At 72.4% G+C, this 19,722-nt stretch carries 15 protein-coding genes and 2 pseudogenes; 11 read left to right on the forward strand and 6 right to left on the reverse strand.

The features are described from left to right. Positions 1 to 31 precede the first annotated feature (31 nt). Positions 32 to 211: a hypothetical protein gene (locus tag ABD352_RS22345; RefSeq protein ID WP_344614392.1), complete on the reverse strand. Its 180-nt coding sequence runs from the start codon at positions 209 to 211 to the stop codon at positions 32 to 34. 204 nt (positions 212 to 415) lie between these two features. On the opposite strand from ABD352_RS22345, the gene ABD352_RS22350 reads away from it, so the two are divergent. The 5 genes from ABD352_RS22350 (at position 416) to ABD352_RS22370 (ending at position 6,244) form a co-directional block, all read left to right on the forward strand. Next, the gene (locus ABD352_RS22350; RefSeq protein ID WP_344614605.1) at positions 416 to 3,199 is read left to right on the forward strand and encodes an AfsR/SARP family transcriptional regulator; all 2,784 of its coding nucleotides are present in this window, start codon (positions 416 to 418) and stop codon (positions 3,197 to 3,199) included. An 80-nt stretch (positions 3,200 to 3,279) separates the two neighbouring features. Continuing rightward, complete coding sequence (locus ABD352_RS22355; RefSeq protein WP_344614393.1) at positions 3,280 to 3,507, forward strand: hypothetical protein; 228 nt, start codon at positions 3,280 to 3,282, stop codon at positions 3,505 to 3,507. Next, positions 3,491 to 4,561: a thiamine-phosphate kinase gene (locus ABD352_RS22360; protein WP_344614394.1), complete on the forward strand. Its 1,071-nt coding sequence runs from the start codon at positions 3,491 to 3,493 to the stop codon at positions 4,559 to 4,561. Before ABD352_RS22355 ends, ABD352_RS22360 begins: the two co-directional genes overlap by 17 nt. Further along, positions 4,558 to 5,400 (forward strand): viperin family antiviral radical SAM protein, encoded by an 843-nt coding sequence (locus ABD352_RS22365; protein WP_344614395.1) that lies wholly within the window; start codon positions 4,558 to 4,560, stop codon positions 5,398 to 5,400. The genes ABD352_RS22360 and ABD352_RS22365 overlap by 4 nt, the downstream gene beginning before the upstream one ends. Positions 5,401 to 5,419: 19 nt before the next feature. After that, the gene (locus ABD352_RS22370) at positions 5,420 to 6,244 is read left to right on the forward strand and encodes a carbohydrate kinase family protein (RefSeq protein ID WP_344614396.1); all 825 of its coding nucleotides are present in this window, start codon (positions 5,420 to 5,422) and stop codon (positions 6,242 to 6,244) included. 10 nt (positions 6,245 to 6,254) lie between these two features. On the opposite strand, the gene ABD352_RS22375 is transcribed toward ABD352_RS22370, so the two are convergent. The 5 genes from ABD352_RS22375 to ABD352_RS22395 all read right to left on the reverse strand — a co-directional run bounded on the left by ABD352_RS22375 (position 6,255) and on the right by ABD352_RS22395 (position 10,341). Beyond that, positions 6,255 to 7,694, reverse strand: coding sequence for an FAD-binding oxidoreductase (locus ABD352_RS22375; protein ID WP_344614397.1), 1,440 nt, complete (start codon positions 7,692 to 7,694; stop codon positions 6,255 to 6,257). A 196-nt stretch (positions 7,695 to 7,890) separates the two neighbouring features. After that, positions 7,891 to 8,583: a uracil-DNA glycosylase gene (locus ABD352_RS22380; protein WP_344614398.1), complete on the reverse strand. Its 693-nt coding sequence runs from the start codon at positions 8,581 to 8,583 to the stop codon at positions 7,891 to 7,893. 40 nt (positions 8,584 to 8,623) lie between these two features. Then, positions 8,624 to 9,223, reverse strand: a complete 600-nt coding sequence (locus ABD352_RS22385; protein ID WP_344614399.1) for an MBL fold metallo-hydrolase — start codon at positions 9,221 to 9,223, stop codon at positions 8,624 to 8,626. Next, positions 9,220 to 9,897, reverse strand: coding sequence for a maleylpyruvate isomerase family mycothiol-dependent enzyme (locus ABD352_RS22390; protein WP_344614400.1), 678 nt, complete (start codon positions 9,895 to 9,897; stop codon positions 9,220 to 9,222). Before ABD352_RS22390 ends, ABD352_RS22385 begins: the two co-directional genes overlap by 4 nt. A 9-nt stretch (positions 9,898 to 9,906) precedes the next feature. After that, a complete protein-coding gene (locus ABD352_RS22395; protein ID WP_344614401.1) occupies positions 9,907 to 10,341 on the reverse strand; it encodes a hypothetical protein in 435 nt (144 codons plus the stop codon). Positions 10,342 to 10,429: 88 nt separating this feature from the next. Between ABD352_RS22395 and rsgA the strand changes: the two genes are divergently transcribed. The 6 genes and pseudogenes from rsgA to rapZ all read left to right on the forward strand — a co-directional run bounded on the left by rsgA (position 10,430) and on the right by rapZ (position 19,647). Beyond that, a complete protein-coding gene (rsgA, locus tag ABD352_RS22400) occupies positions 10,430 to 11,464 on the forward strand; it encodes a ribosome small subunit-dependent GTPase A (protein WP_344614402.1) in 1,035 nt (344 codons plus the stop codon). A 123-nt stretch (positions 11,465 to 11,587) separates the two neighbouring features. Beyond that, positions 11,588 to 14,491 (forward strand): annotated as a pseudogene (gene uvrA / locus ABD352_RS22405) (excinuclease ABC subunit UvrA); the annotation flags it as partial. A gap of 245 nt (positions 14,492 to 14,736) precedes the next feature. After that, entirely contained in the window at positions 14,737 to 15,258 is a 522-nt protein-coding gene (locus ABD352_RS22410; RefSeq protein ID WP_344614404.1) for a Rieske (2Fe-2S) protein, read from the forward strand. A 136-nt stretch (positions 15,259 to 15,394) separates the two neighbouring features. Continuing rightward, positions 15,395 to 15,811, forward strand: a complete 417-nt coding sequence (locus ABD352_RS22415) for a Rieske (2Fe-2S) protein (RefSeq protein ID WP_344614405.1) — start codon at positions 15,395 to 15,397, stop codon at positions 15,809 to 15,811. 190 nt (positions 15,812 to 16,001) lie between these two features. Then, a pseudogene (gene uvrC / locus ABD352_RS22420) lies at positions 16,002 to 17,945 on the forward strand (excinuclease ABC subunit UvrC); the annotation flags it as partial. A gap of 802 nt (positions 17,946 to 18,747) precedes the next feature. Further along, a complete protein-coding gene (gene rapZ, locus ABD352_RS22425) occupies positions 18,748 to 19,647 on the forward strand; it encodes an RNase adapter RapZ (RefSeq protein WP_344614606.1) in 900 nt (299 codons plus the stop codon). The last annotated feature ends 75 nt before the right edge of the window (positions 19,648 to 19,722 follow it).

The raw sequence follows: 19,722 nt of genomic DNA on the forward strand, positions 1-19,722 counted from the left end.
GGCATCCCCACGGCCCGTCTCGCGGCTCAGGTCACGGGCAGTAGTTCAGCGCCACGCAGCCGAGCTCGGCCCAGCCCTGGGCAGTCAGGCACTTCTTGAAACGAAAGGCGCCCGTCTGACCGAAGGGCGCCGGGCACGGATCGTAAGTCTCGCAGCCGCCGAGGCAGAACTTCGCGGCCGCGGTCTTCCGCGGCACGACCGTGTTCAGCACCGCGTCGCTGAACCTGGCAAAGGCTCCACGCATGGTGTTCCACCTTCCATGTTCGGGTCCGGCGGCCATCGACGACCGCCGACAGCCAAGCTATTCGCCGCCGATACGTCCGCTCGCCAACGCGGATACACCCGGTCGGCGACTGTCGTAGGATGCGTCGATACGCGGGCTCGGCAACGTCGATACATCGTGACGGGGGTGGCGATGGAGTTCCGGCTGCTCGGTCCGGTCGAGGCCTGGTCCTCCACCGGCCGCCTGGACGTCGGGGCGCCGCGGCAGCGCACGGTCCTGGCCGCGCTCGCCGTCGACGCCGGCCGGCTGGTGCCGATGGAGACCCTCGTCGACCGGGTCTGGGCCGACGAGCCGCCGGACCGGGTCAAGCACGCCCTCTACGTCTACGTCGCCCGGCTGCGGGCCGTCCTGCGCGACGGCGAGGAGGCCTCGCCGCTGGTGCGCCGCTCCGGCGGGTACGTGCTCGACGTCGACCCGCGCACGGTCGACCTGCACCGCTTCCGCGACCTCGTGGAGCGCTCGCGCGACCCGCACATCGACGACGGGCAGCGGGTCGCCGCGCTGCGCGAGGCGCTGGACCTCTGGCAGGGTGTCCCGCTCGCCGACATCTCCGGCCGGTGGGCCGAGCACCAGCGCGACGGCTGGCGCCAGCAGCGCCTCGACGCGGCCGTCGCCTGGGCCCAGGCGGCGCTGCGCCTCGGCCCGGCCGAGCCGCTGATCGGCCCGCTGTCCGAGCTCGCCGCCGAGCACCCGTTCGCCGAGCCGCTGGCCACCGTGCTCATCCGGGCGCTGCACGAGGCCGGGCACCCGGCCGAGGCCCTGGACCGCTACGCCCGCATCCGCCGGCGCCTGCTCGACGAGCTCGGCACCGAGCCCGGCGCCGAGCTGCGCGACCTGCACATGCGGCTGCTGCAGCAGCAGTCCCCGCCGCCCGTTCCGGTGGAGCCTCCAGGCCGCCCGGCCGCCGCGCAGCTGCCGCTCGACCTCAACAGCTTCGCCGGCCGCACGGGCGAGCTCGACCGGCTCGACGCCCTCCTCGGCCCCGCCGGGGGGCAGCCGCGGGCGGTGGTCATCGCCGCCATCGTCGGCACCGCGGGCGTCGGCAAGACCAGCCTCGCCGTGCACTGGGCGCACCGGGTCGCCGATCGGTTCCCCGACGGGCAGCTCTACACCGACCTGCACGGCTTCGACGGCGCCGACGCGGTGATCACCCCGGCCCAGGCGGTGCGCGGCTTCCTCGACGCCCTCGACGTGCCGCCGCGGCGGGTGCCGGCCGACCTGGCCGCGCAGACCGCGCTCTTCCGCAGCCTCATGTCCGGCCGGCGCATGCTCATCGTGCTGGACAACGCCCGCGACGCCGACCACGTCCGCCCCCTGCTGCCGGGCGGCGCCGGCTGCCTGGTGCTGGTGACGAGCCGGACGCACCTCGCGGGGCTGGTGGCGGTCGAGGGAGCTCATCCGGTACCGCTGGATCTCCTGCATCGTGAGGAAGCGACCCAGCTGCTGGCCCGCCGGCTCGGCCGCCCGCGCCTGGACGCCGAGCCGACCGCGGTCGACGAGATCGTCACCGCCTGCGCCGGGCTGCCCCTGGCGCTGGCCATCGTGGCCGCCCGGGCCGCGCTGCGCCCGCACCAGCCGCTCGCCGAGCTCGCCGCCGAGCTGCGCGAGGGCCTCGACCTGTTCGACGTCGGCGACACCCGCGGCGACGTGCGGGCCGTGTTCTCCTCGTCGTACCGCATCCTCAGCCCGGCCGCGGCCCGCCTCTTCCGGCTCATCGGCCTGCACCCGGGCCCGGACTTCGGCGTCGCCGCGGTCGCGAGCCTGCTCGGCGAGGCGCCCCGGCAGGCCCGCGCGCTGCTCGTCGAGCTGGTCCGGGCCCACCTGCTGACCGAGCCGGCGCTGGACCGCTTCGCCGGGCACGACCTGCTGCGCCGCTACGCCGCCGAGCTCGCCGCCGAGCAGGACCCGGCGGCCGAGCGGGCCGCGGCGCTGCGCCGGCTGCTGGAGTACTACCTGCACACGGCCGACGCGGCGACCACCCTGCTGCACCCCTACCAGGTGCGCATGCCCGACCCGGCGCCCCCGTCGCCGGGGGTCGCGCCGACCGCGCTGGCCGACCAGGCCGCCGCGGGGGCGTGGATGGCGGCGGAGTACCCGGTGCTCATCGCCGCCGTGCACGCGGCCGCCGCGAACGGGTTCGAGACCATCGCCTGGCAGCTGGCCTGGACCCTGACCAACTTCTTCAACCGGCAGGGCCGCAACCACGACTGGGTCACCACCCAGCGGGTCGCGCTGGCCGCCGCGCACCGGGTCGGCGACCGGGCCGGCGAGGCGCACCTGCACCGCACCCTGGGCCGCGCGCACGTCATGCTGCGCCACCACGACGACGCGCACGCCGCGTTCACCGCCGCCCTGGAGATCTTCGAGGCCATCGGGGACCGCAACGGGCAGGCCGCCACCCACCTCAACCTCGCCGAGACGCACGAGGGCCAGGGCCACAACGAGGCGGCGCTGCGGCACACCGAGCAGGCGCTGGAGCTCAACCACGCGCTGGGCCGCGAGCCGGGCGTGGCCTACGCGCTCAACGCCGCCGCCTGGTACACCGTCGAGCTCGGCCGCCCGGCCGAGGCCGTCGAGTACTGCCGCCAGGCCCTGGCCCTGCAGCAGAAGCTCGACGACCGGCACGGCCAGGCGGCGACGCTGGACACCCTGGGCTACGCCCAGCACCGGATGGGCGACTTCGGCGAGGCGGTCGCCTCCTACCGCCGGTCCGTCGCCCTCACCCGCGACCTGGGCGACCCCCCGAACGAGGCGGCCATCGGCGAGCGGCTCGGCGACGTCCTGGCCGACGCCGGCGACGGCCCGGCCGCCCACGCCGCGTGGCGGGCGGCGCTGCGCATCTTCGAGGATCTCGCCAGCCCGGCGGCCGGCCAGCTGCGGGCAAAGATCGATCGCCATCTGGTCGGCAAGCACTGACGGAAAGGCGCCTGTGTTCCGCGTCACCGAGTGTCAGCGTGCGCCGAACGCGACGTAGTGCCGCGTGCACGCGCCGGGAGGTGGCGTCGTTCCTGACCCGCTGCGTGCGCTCGCTGCGCGCGTACGGGCTGAACGTGGAGCACTGCGTCTGCCTGTTCGAGCGGCTCGACGGCGACGCCCGCGAGGGGCTGGCCCAGATCGGCGTCCAGCTGCGCGCGAAGTACCAGATCGATGACGACGCCCTCAAGCAGCTCAAGCGTTCCGGGCTGCTCATCCGCAGCCGAGGTGCCGATGAACAGCACGCCTGAGCCGACCCTCTTCTCGCTCGGGGAGAAGGGCTTCATCGGCGCCCTGCTGCCCGGCCTGTACCGCGACCCGCGCCTGGTCAGCGGCTTCGGCCACGACGCGTCGGTGATCGAGCTCGACGGCGCGCCGTTCGACCTCATCCAGAAGATCGACCGGGCGTCGTACCCCGTGTCGCTCAAGAACGGCTGGTCGGGGTACCGATCCTGGGGTCGCATGGCGATCACCGCGAACTGCAGCGACATCCTCGCCTCCGGCGGCACCCCGGTGTCGTGCATGATCGCCGTGATGCTGCCCGGCGACGAGCTCGCCGCCAACGCGGCCGATATCGTGGCCGGCGCCGCCGAGGAGTGCCGCCGCAACGGCGTGGTCTTCGCCGGCGGCGACACGAAGGAGGCCCGCGACCCGCACGTGGTCGGCACCGCCGCCGGGATCATCGAGCGCGGCGCCTTCCTGCCCCGCGACACCGCCGAGCCGGGCGACGTGCTCTTCTGCGCCGGCCGCTTCGGCGGCTTCGGCGGCGCGTTCTTCCTGCTGCAGCACGAACATGCCGGCCCCGACTGGGTGCGCTACCTCAGCCACCCCGTCGCGCAGTGGGACGCCGCCCGCCTGGTCAACCGGCACCGGCTGGCCCGCTGCGGGATGGACGCCAGCGACGGCCTGCTCGACGTGCTGCGGTCGCTCGCGTCGGGCGGGGCCGGGGTACGCCTGGATCTCGCCGCGATGCCCTACCACCCCTTCGCTGTCGAGTGCGCGCGGCGCACGCCCGTGCCGCTGACCCAGCTGCTCTTCGCCGGCGGCGACTGGAACATTGTCTACAGCGTGCCCAAGGACGGCGCCGACGAGCTGGCCCGCCTGGCCGCCGCGGCCGGCGCGCCGCTCTTCCGCATCGGCGAGGTCATCGCCGACCCGGGCGCGGTGCTGGCCGTGGACGGGGACGGGCGGCACTTCGAGCTGCGCGGCGTCGTCAACGAGCACTTCAAGAACCGCATCGAGGACGCCACCAGCTTCATGGACCACATCGCCCACGGCGACTTCCTGCACCCGAGCCGGCCATGAGCGAGCTGGTGGTCAACCTCCACGTCACGGAGCGTTGCAACTACTCGTGCACCTTCTGCTTCGGCAAGTGGGACGGCGCGGCCTCGGACGCGGAGGTGTTCCGCACCCAGGGCCGCGCGGTGATCCAGGCGGTCTTCGACGCGGTCTCGGGCCAGTTCCCGGGCGTCCGCTTCACCTTCGCCGGCGGCGAGCCCGGCCTGCTGCCCTCCCTGCCCGACCTGATGACCTTCTGCCGCTCCCTCGGCGCCCGCGTCTCGTTCGTGAGCAACGGCCTGGTGCTGCGCCGGCTCGGCGTCGCGTGGGTCCGCGCCAACGTCGACATGGTGGGCATCAGCGTCGACTCCGCGCTCACCGACACCAACCGCCGGATCGGCCGCGCGACCCGCGACGGCTCGGTGCTGGACCTCGCCTTCCTGGCCGACAGCTTCAGGAAGCTCGCGGGCGGCCCGACGCTGAAGGTCAACACCGTGGTGAGCGCCGACAACTGGCAGGAGGACCTGTCCCCGACCATCACGGCGCTCGCCCCGCACGTCTGGAAGATCTTCCAAACCCTCCCGGTGTACGGCGAGCAGGGCACGATCACCCCCGAGCAGTTCCACGCCTTCCTCGCCCGCCACGCGGCCCTGGCCGGGCTCATGGTCCCCGAGGACAACGAGGAGATGACCGGCTCCTACCTCATGGTCGACCCGCTCGGCCGCTTCTTCTGGCGCGACCCCTCGGCCGCCACCGGTTACCGCTACTCGGCCCCGATCCTGCAGGCCGGCGCCGCCGCCGCGTTCGCCGAGGCCGTCGTGTCCTGGCCGAAGTACGACCGCCGCTATGCCCACCGCCCGCGGTAACCGCTACCGTGGATGCACCATGGACCTGGTCATCGTGGGCCACCTGGGCCTGAACGACGACGTGACCCCGTTCGGCCGCGCCGTCTCACCCGGCGGCGCCGGCTACGCGGTCGCCAAGGGCGCCCGCCTGCTCGGCCCCGGCCGGGTCGGCCTGGTCGCCCGGGTGGGCCCCGACTTCGACCGCAACGCCGTGCTGTCCATGGGCGTCGACGCCGAGGGCGTGACCGTCCACGAGGGACGGTCGCCGCGCTTCTACATGCGCCAGCACGCCGACAACAGCCGCGAGTTCACCGCCGACATGGGCACCGGCAACACCATCGCACCCGACGAGCTGCCCGCCCCCTACCGCCGCGCCCGCCACGTGCACCTGGCCACCGCCCCGCCGCAGCAGCAGTGGGCCTGGCTGACCTTCCTGCGCACCCTGCCCGCCCGCCCCGCGGTGTCGGTGGACATGTTCGAGCACTTCGCCTCGTCCGACCCGGCGCTGTGCCGCTCGCTCTGCGCCGCGGCCGACCTGCTCTTCATGAACGACGAGGAGCGCCACATCCTGTACGGCGACGGCCCCCTCCCATCCGCCCCGGCCGTCGTGAAGCACGGCCCGCTCGGCGCCTCCTACTGCGGCACCCTGGTGCCCACCACGGCCGCCGACCCGGTCGACACGACGGGCGCGGGCGAGGTCCTGGCCGGCGTCTTCCTGGCCCTGCGCCTGGCGGGGGAGGACCCGCTGCCGGCGCTGACGGCCGCGGTCCGCGCCGCCACCGCCAAGGTCACCGAGTTCGGCATGGACGGGGCCGGCCTGGCCACCGCCATCGACGAGATCGCCGCCCACATCTGCGCCGCCTGACCTCGGCGCCTCAGCGGGCCATCGCCGGCTGGATGTTGTTGTTGAGGCGGAAGCGGTTCTCGGGGTCGAAGTCCCGCTTGATCCCCGCGAGCCGATCGAGGTTCCGGCCGAATGCCGCCTGCTTGGCGGCGTTGTCGAGGTCCCGGTCGCCGCTGAAGTTGAGATATGTGCCGGCCGTGGACGGCAGCGCCTGTATCTCATCGAAGCCATCCCGTACCCACTGCATGGTCGCGGCGTCGTCGTCGGCGTCGGTCCAGTTGCCGTCGATGCTCACGATGAAGGCGGCGCTCCGGTCGCCGTGGGCGGTGTCGGCCGGACCCGCCCGCCGCACGGCGCCGCCCATCTGCGGCGCATGGACCAGCGTGCGGGGATGAGGCCGGTTCAGCCCCCGGCGCAACAGCACGTCGAGCACATCGTCGCCGAGCTCGTTCACGGTCACCGACTTCCAGTAACTGCGCAGTTGTCCCTTGGGGAACATGAAGTCCAGATTTCGCTGGACCTCCCGGAAGGGCGCGGGACCGCTCAAGTCGGCCAGTGGCGTGCCGAACCGGCCGATCGGCCGCAGCGCGGGCGCGCCTTCGTCCGGCGAACCCGCGTGCACGGCCGCCACGATCAGCACATCCCGGTCGTGTACCTCCGGCGGCAGCAGCGGTGTCGCGGGCATCGTCCAGAACAGGATCCGGCTGGTGACCTCGTCGGGCAGGCCGGCTGTCCAGTCGCGCCAGGCCGGCAGGACTTCCTCCGCGTCTTCGGCGGCGTACATCGCGCAACCGAACATGACGGCGGGTCCCACCGGGTGGGCCTGGAACTCGAACGCGGTCACGACGCCGAAGTTGCCGCCACCGCCCCGCAGCGCCCAGAAGAGCTCCTCGTGCTCGGTGCTACTGGCCCGGACCAGCCTTCCATCCGCGGTGACGACCTCGGCCGCGATCAGGTTGTCGCAGGTGAGGCCATACTTGCGATGGAGCCATCCGAGCCCGCCGCCCAGGGTCAGGCCGGCGACGCCGGTCGTCGACACCACGCCGCCCGGCACGGCGAGCCCGAAGGTCTGGGCCTCGCGGTCGACATCTGCCCAGAGCGCCCCGCCTTGGACGCGGACGATGCGCTCGGCGGGATTCGTCCAGACCCCACGCATCGCGGACAGGTCGATCATCAGCCCGTTGTCGCAGACGCTGTGGCCCGCGATCCCATGGCCGCCACCCCGCACGGCGACCAGCAGGTCACGTTCCCGGGCGACGCGTACAGCGCCCATCACGTCCGCCGGGCCGGCACAGCGGACGATGAGCCCGGGACGACGGTCGAACATGCCGTTGTGCATGACACGACTTTCGTCGTAACCGGGATCCTCGGGGGTGATGAGCGGGCCGTGGAACATCGCCCGCAGCTCATCCAGTTCCGGGTCGGTGAGTTCCGTCTGGCCCGCGTTGAGCAGGCTGAGCCGCACCGTCATTCCGGCCCTCCCCGGCAAGAGGCGACATCCACTGCGCCGTGGACTCTGCCCCGTTCGAAAGGGGGGAAACGGCCTCGCCACTGGCCTCACCCTCGCTGAGGTATCTGCGGGCGAAGTCGCTCCGGTACCGGTGGCTCGTGGTGGTCATCAGTTCCTCCAAGCAGTCCCGGGCATGGTCGTTTCCCCGCGGCTCGGGTCACTGCCGCGGCATCGCCGGTGACCAGCGCACCGGTGGCGTCCCGGCCGCCACGAGCGCCGCGTTGATCCGGCTGAACGGGCGGCTGCCGAGAAACCCGGCCGGGTTCATCGGGCTGGGGTGCCCGGCCCGCAGTACGACATGCCGGTCGTTCGTCACCAGAGGCGCCTTGGCCTTCGCCGCCGCGCCCCAGAGTACGAACACGACCCGGTCCGCCTTCTCGTTCAGCGCCCGGATCGTGGCGTCGGTGATGTTCTCCCAGCCGTGGCCCTTGTGCGAGTTCGGGGTGCCGGCGCGGACGGTCAGCACGGAGTTCAGCAGCATCACTCCCTGCCGGCACCACGCGGTCAGGTCGCCGGACGGGGGCGGTTCCACCGCCAGATCGTCGCGCATCTCCTGGTACACGTTGCGCAGGGACGGCGGGACCGGGACGCCCGGCGGCACGCTGAAGCTCAGCCCGTGGGCCTGTCCCGGCCGGATGTACGGGTCCTGGCCGAGGATGAGGACCCGGGTGGCCGCGAGCGGGCACAACCGGTAGGCGGCATAGATGTCCTGCTTGCGCGGATACACCGTGGCCGACCGGTACTGCTCGACGACGAACGAGGACAGCCGCGCGACGACGTCGGGGTCGACGTATGGGCTGACCGCGTCGCGCCAGTCCTCGGGCAGGAAGTCCAGGAGGTAGACGGGCATGGCCCGCAATCTATCGTCCGGTCCGGTCGAGGCCGGCGAGCTACCAGCCGCGTTCGCGCCACTGCCGCAACGACGGGCGCTCGGCACCGAGCGTGGAGTTCTTGCCGTGGCCGGGATAGAAGGTGACGTCGTCCGGCAGGCGGTCGAAGAGCTTCGTGGTCACGTCGTGGAACAGGGAGTCGAAGTCGGCCTTGTTGCCGTGGGTGTTGCCCACGCCCCCGGGGAAGAGGGAGTCGCCGGTGAAGAGGTGGCCGCCCTCCTCGGCGTAGTACAGGGCGATCGAGCCCGGCGTGTGGCCGACCAGGTGGATGACCGCGAGGGCGCAGTCGCCGACCCGCAGGGTGTCGCCCTCGTCCAAGGTGCCGGTGACGACCGGGATCTCGGGGGCGTCGGCCGGGTGGGCCAGGGACGAGGCGCCCGTCGCGGCGACCACCTCTTCCAGCGCCATCCAGTGGTCGGCGTGCCGGTGGGTGGTGACGACCGTCTGGATGCCGCCGGGGGAGACCAGGTCGAGCAGGCGGTGGGCCTCGTTGGCGGCGTCGATGAGGACGCCCGAACCGGTGGTGCGGCACCGCAGGAGGTACGCGTTGTTGTCCATCGGTCCGACGGAGAGCTTGGTGATCTCGAGTCCGGTGGTCATTTCCAGGCCTCCAGGTCGGGCAGGTCGCCGGTCAGGCCGGTGCCGTCCGCGCGGCCCGTGAGCCAGGCGGCGAGCAGGTGCGGCGGGCCGGTGACGGTCGGGGCGGAGGGGACGTCGAGCAGGACGGCGCCGTCCGGGGCGTGCAGGGTGGCGGCGCGCGGGGTCGCCGGGTCGTGCAGCAGGCGCAGCGAGAAGGCCTCGGGCCAGTCGGCCGGGGCGTAGGCGGTGGCCAGGTCGACGTGGTGCAGCTCGACCTCGCAGATGCGCGACCACACCAGGCGGGCGGCCGGGATCTCGGTGCCCGACGGGAGCGCGACCGTGGCCGACCAGGCCTCCGCCGGGGTGGCGTCGATTGCGGCGGCCAGGCGGTCCGCGGCGGCGGCGAGGTCGGCGCGCTGCTCGGCGGCGGGCCTGCCGGAGCCGGCCTCGATGTCGGCGTCGCGGGCCGCGGGGCTGGCGTAGGCGGGGGTGCGCACGCCGGTGCGGGCCCAGGCGAGCAGGTTGACGTACGCGTCGGCGTTGCGGGCCAGGTGGGTCACCACGTGGCCGCGGGTCCAGCCGGGGCACATCGACGGGGCGGCCAGCGCCGCGTCGTCGAGGCCGTCGACCGTGTCGAGCAGTCGTGCGGTGGCGCGTCGCAGTTCGGGGTGCAGCACCAGCGGGTCGGCCGTCACCGGACAACCTTAGCGCTGGCGGACACCCACCGCGGGTGGCAGGTCGCCGACGGCCCAGTGCAGCTCGTCCTCCCAGTCGGCGACGCTGATGTCCACGCTTTCGAAGGTCAGCCGGGCGCCGATGGGCTTTCCGAGGTACCCCGCGAACAGGTCATGGACCACGACGAGGCGCTGGCCGACCGCGAAGGCCGCGGGGTCACGGCCGGCGGCGGTTCTTACCTCGAGGCGGCCGTAGACGCCCATGTCGGCGTCGATGCCGCGCTCCTCGACGATCACGTCGAGGGTCTCGTCCTCGGCGCCGACGTGGAAGCCGTACGACATGCCGCTGAACGTCAGCCAGAAGCGCATCAGCGAGTCGTCCTGCCCGGCGGAGACGTGCCACTGCACGTCGGCCCGCTCGAGGCGGAGCCCGACGGCGCCGGCCAGCACATGCGAGGGGAGCACGTCCCTGACCATAGCCCCGATATTCGGTTTCGCGGCCAGGACGCGCTGCCTACCGTGGTTTTGTCGAACACGGGTACGGAAGGATCACATGAACATCGATCTGTCCGCCCTCGGGTGGGACGACGCCTTCGCCGCGGAGTTCGGGCGCGGGTTCGCCCTGCCGGGGCAGCGGCCGGCGCGGGTGAGCCGCGTCGACCGGGGTGTCTGTACCGCGCTCACGGCGGACGGGCCGATCCGGGCGAGCCTGGCCGGCGGGCTGCTGGCCCTGGCCGCGCGCGACCCCGGCGCCCTGCCCTGCGCGGGGGACTGGCTGGTCGTGCGCACCTGGCCGGACGGCCGGCTGACGGCCGAGGCGGTGCTGCCCCGGCGCACGGCGATCGTCCGAGCGGTGGCCGGTGAGGAGTCCTTCGGCCAGGTGCTGGCGGCCAACATCGACGCCGTCGCGGTGGTCGAGCCGGTCGACCCCTCGCCCGACCTCGGGCGCATCGAGCGCCTGCTGGCGCTGGCCTGGGAGTCGGGGGCCAAACCCTATCTCGTACTGACGAAAGCCGATCTTGCCGCCGACCCCGAGGCGCTGGCGGCGCAGATGCCGGGGCGCGCCTCCGGCGTGAGCGTGCACGCCGTCAGCACCCGCACCGGGCTGGGCCTGGACGCCCTGCGCCCGCTGGTCGCGCACGGCCGCACGCTCGGGCTGCTCGGGCAGTCCGGGGCGGGCAAGTCCAGCCTGGTCAACGCGCTCGCGGGGGCCACGGTGATGCACACCCGCGCGCTGCGGGCCGACGGGCGGGGCCGGCATACCACCACGTACCGGGCATTGATCCCGATGCCGGGCGGCGGCGCCGTGCTGGACACCCCCGGCGTCCGCCTGGTCGGCATGTTCGACACCGTGGCCGGCCTGGACCGGGCCTTCGAGGATGTGACGCTGCTCGCGCAGGACTGCCGGTTCCAGGACTGCCGGCACGCCGACGAGCCGGACTGCGCGGTCCGGGCGGCGGTCGAGGACGGCGAGCTGAGCCCACGGCGCTATGCGAGCTGGCAGAAACTGCAGAAAGAGCAGATGCTTGCATCGGTACGGCGGGTGCGCCGGGAGAGCCGCGAACGCAGACGGCCGGCGCGGCCCTAGCTGGTGGGTGTCCCCCGTTCGAGGAGCCCTCGGGCCGGTGGGGAGCAAAAAATGTCATACCCCCTGGCTAGAGTTGCCCCTGGCATCCGTACTGGTGTTCAGTTCTCATTGCCGAGGGGAAGCATGTCGGACCGGTTGATCATCCGTGGCGCGCGCGAGCACAACCTTCGCGACGTCAGTCTCGACCTGCCGCGCGACGCGATGATCGTGTTCACCGGGCTGTCCGGCTCGGGCAAGTCGAGCCTGGCGTTCGACACGATCTTCGCCGAGGGACAGCGGCGATATGTCGAGTCGCTCTCCTCCTACGCGCGCCAGTTCCTCGGCCAGATGGACAAGCCCGACGTCGACTTCATCGAGGGCCTGTCCCCGGCCGTGTCGATCGACCAGAAGTCGACCTCGCGCAACCCGCGCTCGACGGTCGGCACGATCACCGAGGTCTACGACTACCTGCGGCTGCTGTACGCGCGCATCGGCGAGCCGCACTGCCCGGTCTGCGGCGAGGCGATCACCAAGCAGACGCCCCAGCAGATCGTCGACCGGGTGCTGGCCATGGACGAGGGCACCCGCTTCCAGGTGCTCGCGCCGGTGGTGCGGGGGCGCAAGGGGGAGTACGTCGACCTGTTCGCCGAGCTGCAGTCCAAGGGCTACGCGCGGGCCCGGGTCGACGGCGTCGTCCACCCGCTGACCGAGCCGCCGAAGCTCAAGAAGCAGGAGAAGCACACCATCGAGGTGGTCGTCGACCGGCTCGCGGTGAAGACCTCGGCCAAGCAGCGGCTCACCGACTCGGTCGAGACCGCGCTGAAGCTCGCTGCCGGCATCGTGATCCTCGAGTTCGTCGACCTGCCCGAGGACGACGAGCACCGCGAGCGGCTCTTCTCCGAGCACCTCGCCTGCCCCAACGAGCACCCGCTGTCCGTCGAGGACCTCGAGCCGCGCTCGTTCTCGTTCAACGCGCCCTATGGCGCCTGCCCGGACTGCACCGGCATCGGCACCAAGAAGGAGGTCGACCCCGAGCTCATCGTCCCCGACCCGGAGCGCACGCTGCGCGAGGGGGCGGTCGCGCCGTGGGCGACCGGGCACACGCTGGAATACTTCCTGCGCCTGCTCGACGCGCTCGGCGACGAGGAAGGGTTCGACCTCGACACCCCGTGGCGGGCGATCTCCTCCCGCGGGCAGAAGGCGATCCTGCACGGGTCCGAGGACCAGGTGCACGTGCGGTACCGCAACAAGTACGGCCGCGAGCGCTCCTACTACACCGGCTTCGAGGGCGTGGTGCAGTGGATCGAGCGCCGCCACTCCGACACCGAGAGCGACTGGTCGCGGGACAAGTACGAGGGGTACATGCGCGACGTGCCCTGCGGCACCTGCGGCGGCACCCGGCTCAAGCCCGAGATCCTGGCGGTCACCATCGCCGGCAAGAGCATCGCCGACGTGTGCAACCTGTCGGTGGGGGAGTGCGCCGAGCTGCTCGGCGCGATGACGCTCACCGACCGGCAGAAGCTCATCGCCGAGCGGGTGCTCAAGGAGATCAACGCCCGGCTGCGCTTCCTGGTTGACGTCGGCCTGGACTACCTGTCCCTGGACCGGGCGGCCGGCACGCTGTCCGGCGGCGAGGCGCAGCGCATCCGGCTGGCCACCCAGATCGGCTCCGGCCTGGTCGGGGTGCTCTACGTGCTGGACGAGCCGAGCATCGGCCTGCACCAGCGCGACAACCACCGGCTCATCGAGACGCTCGTGCGGCTCAAGAGCCTCGGCAACACGCTGATCGTGGTCGAGCACGACGAGGACACCATCCGCACGGCCGACTGGATCGTCGACATCGGCCCCGGCGCCGGCGAGCACGGCGGACGGGTGGTGCACAGCGGGCCGTACGACGCGCTGATCACGACCGAGGAGTCGGTCACCGGGGCGTATCTGTCCGGCCGCCGGAGCATCCCGACGCCGGAGATCCGCCGGCCCCGCACGCCCGGCCGCGAGCTGGTCGTGGTCGGCGCCCGCGAGCACAACCTGCACAACCTGACCGTGCCGTTCCCGCTCGGGCAGCTGGTGGCGGTCACCGGGGTCTCCGGGTCGGGCAAGTCGACGCTGGTCAACGACATCCTGCACGCGGTGCTGGCCAACACGGTCAACGGCGCGCGGCTGGTGCCCGGCCGGCACACCCGCATCTCCGGGCTCGACCTGGTCGACAAGGTGGTCGGGGTGGACCAGTCGCCGATCGGGCGGACGCCGCGGTCCAATCCGGCGACGTACACCGGCGTCTTCGACAACATCCGCAAGCTGTTCGCCGAGACGACCGAGGCCAAGGTCCGCGGCTACGGGCCGGGCCGGTTCTCGTTCAACGTCAAGGGCGGCCGCTGCGAGGCGTGCGCCGGCGACGGCACGATCAAGATCGAGATGAACTTCCTCCCCGACGTGTACGTCCCGTGCGAGGTCTGCAAGGGGGCGCGGTACAACCGGGAGACCCTCGAGGTGCACTACAAGGGGCGCACCATCGCCGAGGTGCTCGACATGCCGATCGACGAGGCGGAGGGCTTCTTCGAGGCCATCCCGGCGATCCACCGGCACCTCAAGACGCTGGTCGACGTCGGCCTCGGGTACGTGCGGCTGGGGCAGCCCGCGCCGACGCTGTCCGGCGGCGAGGCGCAGCGCGTGAAGCTCGCCTCGGAGCTGCAGAAGCGCTCGACCGGCCGGACCGTGTACGTGCTGGACGAGCCGACCACCGGCCTGCACTTCGAGGACATCCGCAAGCTGCTGCTGGTCCTGCAGGGGCTGGTGGACAAGGGCAACACGGTCATCGTCATCGAGCACAACCTCGACGTCATCAAGACCGCCGACTGGCTCATCGACATGGGCCCCGAGGGCGGGCACAAGGGCGGGACCGTGGTCGCGGCCGGCACGCCGGAGGAGGTGGCCGAGCTGCCGGAGAGCTACACCGGGCAGTTCCTGCGCCATGCGCTCGGGCTGTCCGGCGAGGCCAGCGGCGACCCGGCGGCGCGGGACCGGGCGGCGCAGTCCAACGGGGCCAAGCCCGCCCCTGCGGCCAAGCGGACGCCGAAGGCCGTCGCGGCGAAGGCCGCTCCCGTGAAGGCCACCCCCGCCAAGGCCGCTCCGGCGAAGGCCGCTCCGGCGAAGGCGACCAAGGCCGCGGCGAAGAAGGCGCCGGCCAAGAAGGCGGCCACCAAGCGGGCGTGACGAGTGCTTCCTCCTGGGATCGGCTCGCAGGTTGCGCTGCTACGGTGGCCGCTGGCGAGGCCGACCTCAGGAGGAGACACGTGCCGGTCGAGTTCAACCCCTGCGCCACCGCCGCGCGGCGCACCCTGCTGCTGGGCGCGGGCGCCCTGGGCATCGCCGTGGTCGCCGGGTGCGGCGACGACGACTCGCCGGCCCCGGGCGCGGCGGGCGGGTCCGGCGGGGCCAGCAGCGCGCCCGCGCCGGCGCCGACGACGGGCAACCCGTTCGACGACACCGCCGGGGCGAGCGGGGGCGGCGGGGCCCAGGTGCCCTCGAACGCGCTGGTCGCCACGGGCGAGGTGCCGGTCGGCGGCGGGATCATCGTCAAGGACACGGTGCTCGTGATCCAGCCGGCGAAGGGGACGTTCAAGGCGTACGACGCGGCGTGCCCGCACGAGGGGGCGATCGTCGATCCGCCGTACGACGGCAACCAGATCATCCAGTGCCCGCGGCACAACTCGAAGTTCAAGGTCGCCGACGGCAGCTGGGTCTCCGGGCCGGCGCCGCGCGGGCTGAAGGGGATCAAGGTCGAGGTCAAGAGCGGGTACGTCGTGCGGTCCTGACGGCCGCTCTGCGTGATGCCGCGGTTGCGGGCTTTGGGGTTGGATTCCCAGTTTTTGTTGAGCATTGAACCGTACGCTCCAGGTTCTGGGTATTCCTGGCCGCAGCCTGCGGGCCTACGACCATTGGAGGAGCTTGATGAGCGACACGACCCGCCGAGCGGTGCTGGCCGGGGCAGTCGGGGTGACGGCCGCGTCCGTCATCGCCGCCTGCGGAGGCGACGACAGCGGATCGAACAGCACCGCCGGCAACTCCAGCCCCGGCGGTCCGGTGGCCAAGAAGTCGGACGTCCCGGTGGGCGGCGGCAAGGTCGTCGCCGACGGCGGCGGCACGGTCATCACCCAGCCGGCCGCGGGCACGTTCAAGGCGTTCACGGCGATCTGCACCCACCAGCAGTGCATCGTCTCGGACGTCTCGAACAACACGATCAACTGCCGGTGCCACGGCAGCACGTTCTCGGCCGAGGACGGTTCGGCGACGAACCCGCCGGCGACGCAGAAGCTGGAAGAGAAGAAGCTGCGCATCGACGGCGAGGACATCTACCTCACGACCTGAGGCGCTGGTCGCCTTGCGACCTGGGGCGCTGGTCGCCTCGCGACCTGAGGCGCTGGTCGCGAAAAATCCCGAACGCTGGCGCGTTCAGGATTTTTCGGACATATCACGATTCTGTGTGATCCTGCGGCGGGGGCCCGAAGTCGCTTCGGCCCCCGCCGTTTTTGTCGTACCCGGCGGATAGTCTCGAACCGTGCCTGACCCGTCCACGTATCGACCCGCAGCGGGAACCATTCCCGACACCCCCGGCGTGTACCGCTTCTACGACCCGTCCGGGCGGGTCATCTACGTGGGCAAGGCCAAGAGCCTCCGGCAGCGCCTCAGCAGCTACTTCGCCGACCTGTGGACCCTGCACTCGCGGACCCAGCAGATGGTCACCACGGCGTCGCGGGTCGACTGGGTCACCGTCGGCACCGAGGTCGAGGCGCTCCAGCTGGAGTACAACTGGATCAAGGCCTACGACCCGCGGTTCAACGTCCGGTATCGCGACGACAAGAGCTACCCGTATCTGGCGGTGACGCTCGACGAGGCGTACCCGCGGCTGCAGGTGATGCGCGGGGCCAAGCGCAAGGGCGTGCGCTACTTCGGGCCGTATGCCCATGCCTGGGCCATCCGCGAGGTGCTCGACCTGCTGCTGCGGGTGTTTCCGGCCCGCACCTGCTCGTCGGGCGTCTTCAAGCGGGCGGGGCAGATCGGCAGGCCCTGCCTGCTGGGGTACATCGGGAAGTGCTCGGCGCCGTGCGTCGACCGCGTCAGCGAGGACGAGCACCGGCAGATCGTCGAGGCCTTCTGCGACTTCATGGCCGGGCGGACCGACACGATGATGAAGCAGCTCGAGCGGGAGATGTACCAGGCCTCCGACGAGCTGGACTTCGAGCGGGCGGCCCGGCTGCGCGACGACGTCGGGGCGCTGCGCCGGGCGATGGAGAAGCAGGCCGTGGTGCTCGGCGACGGCACCGACGCCGACGTGGTCGCTTTCGCCGACGACCCGCTCGAGGCGGCGGTGCAGGTCTTCCACGTGCGCGGCGGCCGCGTGCGCGGCCAGCGCGGGTGGATCGTGGAGAAGACCGAGGACCTGACCCCCGGCGACCTGGTCCACCACTTCTGCACCCAGATCTACGGCAGCGAGGCCGGCGCCGAGGCCGCCGACCTGCCCCGCGAGCTGCTCGTCCCGGAGCTGCCCGCCGACGTCGACGCGCTGGCCGACTGGCTGACCCGGCTGCGCGGCAGCCGGGTGGCGATCCGCGTGCCCCAGCGCGGCGACAAGAAGACCCTGGCCGAGACGGTCGCCCGCAATGCCGAGCAGGCGCTGCAGCAGCACAAGCTGCGCCGGGCCGGCGACCTGAGCACCCGCAGCAAGGCCCTGGAGGAGATCGCCGAGGCGCTGGGCATGCAGACCGCGCCGCTGCGCATCGAGTGCTACGACGTGTCGCAGATCCAGGGCACCGACGTGGTCGCCAGCATGGTGGTCTTCGAGGACGGGCTGTCGCGCAAGAGCGAATACCGCCGCTTCGCGATCAACGGCGCCACCGACGACGTGTCCGCGATCTCCGAGGTGCTGCGCCGCCGCTTCGCCCGCTACCTCGACGCCAAGGTCGAGATCGACGAGGCCGCCGAGGCCGACCCCTCCCGCCCCGGCATCGACCCGACCACGGGCCGCCCGCGCAAGTTCGCCTACCCGCCCCAGCTCGTCGTCGTCGACGGCGGCCAGCCCCAGGTCCAGGCGGCCGCCCAGGTCCTGCTCGACCTGGGCATCGACGACATCACCATCTGCGGCCTGGCCAAGCGCCTCGAAGAGGTCTGGCTGCCCGACGACGAGTTCCCGGTGATCCTGCCCCGCGCCTCCGAGGGCCTGTACCTCCTGCAGCGCGTCCGCGACGAAGCCCACCGCTTCGCGATCACCTACCACCGCCAGAAGCGCTCGAAGCGCATGACCGCCTCGACCCTGGACACCGTCCCGGGCCTGGGGGAGATCCGCCGCAAGGCCCTGCTGCGCCACTTCGGTTCACTCAAAAGGCTGAAGGCGGCCAGCCTGGACGAGATCGCCGAGGTGCCGGGCATCGGTCGCCGCACCGCCGAGGCCGTCTTGATCGCCCTGGGCGGCGAACTCCCGCCGGGCGCCGCCGGCCCAACCACGACTCCCGGTCCGTCCTCGTCGCCGGCCGCCCCGATGGACGACGCCGGCCCCGACTCGGCGGCGGCCACATCCGAGCCGGACGATGCACGGCCCGAGTCGGTGGCGGACAGCCCTGAGCAGGTCGGTTTCCGGCCCGAGTCGGTGGCGGGTAGCCCTGAGCAGGTCGAGGCGGGCGATGCCCGGCCCGAGGCGGTGGGCGGCCTTGAGCAGGTCGGTTTCCGGCCCGCGTCGGCGGCGGGTAGCCCTGAGCAGGTCGAGGCGGGCGACGCCCGGCCCGAGGCGGTGGGCGGCCTTGAGCATGTCGGATTCCGGACCGAGCCGGCGGTGGGCGGCCCTGGGCAGGTCGAGGCGGCGGAGCGCGGCTTCGTGCGGATCGAGCCGGCCGGGTAGGCGGTGGTCGGGCGGAGCGGGTCGAGTTGGCGGAGCGGCCGGGCCGCGGCGGCGGGTGTTGAGCGGATCGAGCGGGGCGAAGGGTTGGGCGGTTCCGCCGAAAATGGCGGGCTGACCGGCGGTTTCAGCGACGAAGCGCGATCAAGGATTGGCAGAGGCGACGGAAGCCGTAGATACCGCTAATTAGTGCAAACGGACCGACCGTCCGATGCGGCGAGCCGTTCGACATAAACTCGTCGACGTGTCGAGAGAAGGCGACGTGCCGAGAGACGCCATCGCGCCCGACAGTCAACCGTCCGGCGACGCGACGGCCGGGGCTGCCGAGGGCGCACGGACCGGGTCCGGGGACGAGGTGGTGACCGGGTCCCTCGGGGAGGCGTTCCGCCGCGGGTCCGAGGAAGGCTTCGGGCGTGTGGGGGAGGACGGCGGCGAAGGCGAGCTGCCGGAGCGCAACACCACCGACCTCGTGATCGTGACCGGGGTGTCCGGCGGCGGGCGCAGCACGGTGGCGCGGGCGTTGGAGAACGTCGGGTACTACGTGGTCGACAACCTGCCGCAGGCGCTGCTGCTCGACATGGCCGAGCTCGCGCACGCCGCGCGGGGGGCCGCGCGGCGGACAGCCATGGTGCTCGACGTGCGCAGCCACGCCTTCTCGACGGATCTTCCCGGGGCGGTGAAGTCGCTGCGCGAGCGCGGGTTCAATCCCCGGATGGTGTTCGTCGACGCCGACGACGAGGTGCTGATCCGGCGCTTCGAGAGCGTGCGGCGCTCGCATCCGCTGCAGGGGGGCGGGCGGCTGTCGGACGGGATCGCGGCCGAGCGCAAGCTGCTGCAGGAGGCGCGCGAGCAGGCCGACGTGCTGATCGACACGAGCCACCTCAACGTCAACCAGCTGCGCGGGCGCATCGAGGAGATGTTCGGCGAGGAGGACACGACCCAGATCCGGGTCACGGTGCTGTCCTTCGGGTTCAAGTACGGGTTGCCCCCCGACGCCGACTTCGTGCTCGACGCGCGGTTCCTGCCGAATCCGTACTGGGTACCGGAGCTGCGCGAGCACACCGGCAAGGAGACGGACGTGAGCCGGTACGTGCTCGGGCAGCGCGGGGCGATCACGTTCGTGGAGACGTACGCGCGGCTGATCAACGCCACGGCGCCGGGCTTCGAGCGGGAGGGCAAGCGGTACCTCACGATCGCCGTCGGCTGCACCGGCGGCAAGCACCGCAGCGTGGCGATCGCGGAGGAACTGGCCCGGCGCCTGCGCGACATGCGGCTGTCCGCCTCGCCCCAGCACCGCGACCTGGGACGCGAATGACGAGCGCCGGCAGAAGCGACCCGGCGGTGCGGCCGGGGGCGCGGACGAGGGACGGGGAGAAGGACACCCCGACCC

This window comes from Dactylosporangium salmoneum (assembly GCF_039532525.1).
Taxonomy (GTDB): Bacteria; Actinomycetota; Actinomycetes; order Mycobacteriales; family Micromonosporaceae; genus Dactylosporangium; species Dactylosporangium salmoneum.

Bases quoted from the DNA above. Each gene is read 5' to 3' on its own strand.
- ABD352_RS22350 (WP_344614605.1), top strand. From the start codon at position 416: ATGGAGTTCCGGCTGCTCGGTCCGGTCGAGGCCTGGTCCTCCACCGGC.
- ABD352_RS22360 (WP_344614394.1), top strand. From the start codon at position 3,491: ATGAACAGCACGCCTGAGCCGACCCTCTTCTCGCTCGGGGAGAAGGGC.
- ABD352_RS22365 (WP_344614395.1), top strand. From the start codon at position 4,558: ATGAGCGAGCTGGTGGTCAACCTCCACGTCACGGAGCGTTGCAACTAC.
- ABD352_RS22370 (WP_344614396.1), top strand. From the start codon at position 5,420: ATGGACCTGGTCATCGTGGGCCACCTGGGCCTGAACGACGACGTGACC.
- ABD352_RS22375 (WP_344614397.1), bottom strand. From the start codon at position 7,694: ATGACGGTGCGGCTCAGCCTGCTCAACGCGGGCCAGACGGAACTCACC.
- ABD352_RS22380 (WP_344614398.1), bottom strand. From the start codon at position 8,583: ATGCCCGTCTACCTCCTGGACTTCCTGCCCGAGGACTGGCGCGACGCG.
- ABD352_RS22385 (WP_344614399.1), bottom strand. From the start codon at position 9,223: ATGACCACCGGACTCGAGATCACCAAGCTCTCCGTCGGACCGATGGAC.
- rsgA (WP_344614402.1), top strand. From the start codon at position 10,430: ATGAACATCGATCTGTCCGCCCTCGGGTGGGACGACGCCTTCGCCGCG.
- ABD352_RS22415 (WP_344614405.1), top strand. From the start codon at position 15,395: ATGAGCGACACGACCCGCCGAGCGGTGCTGGCCGGGGCAGTCGGGGTG.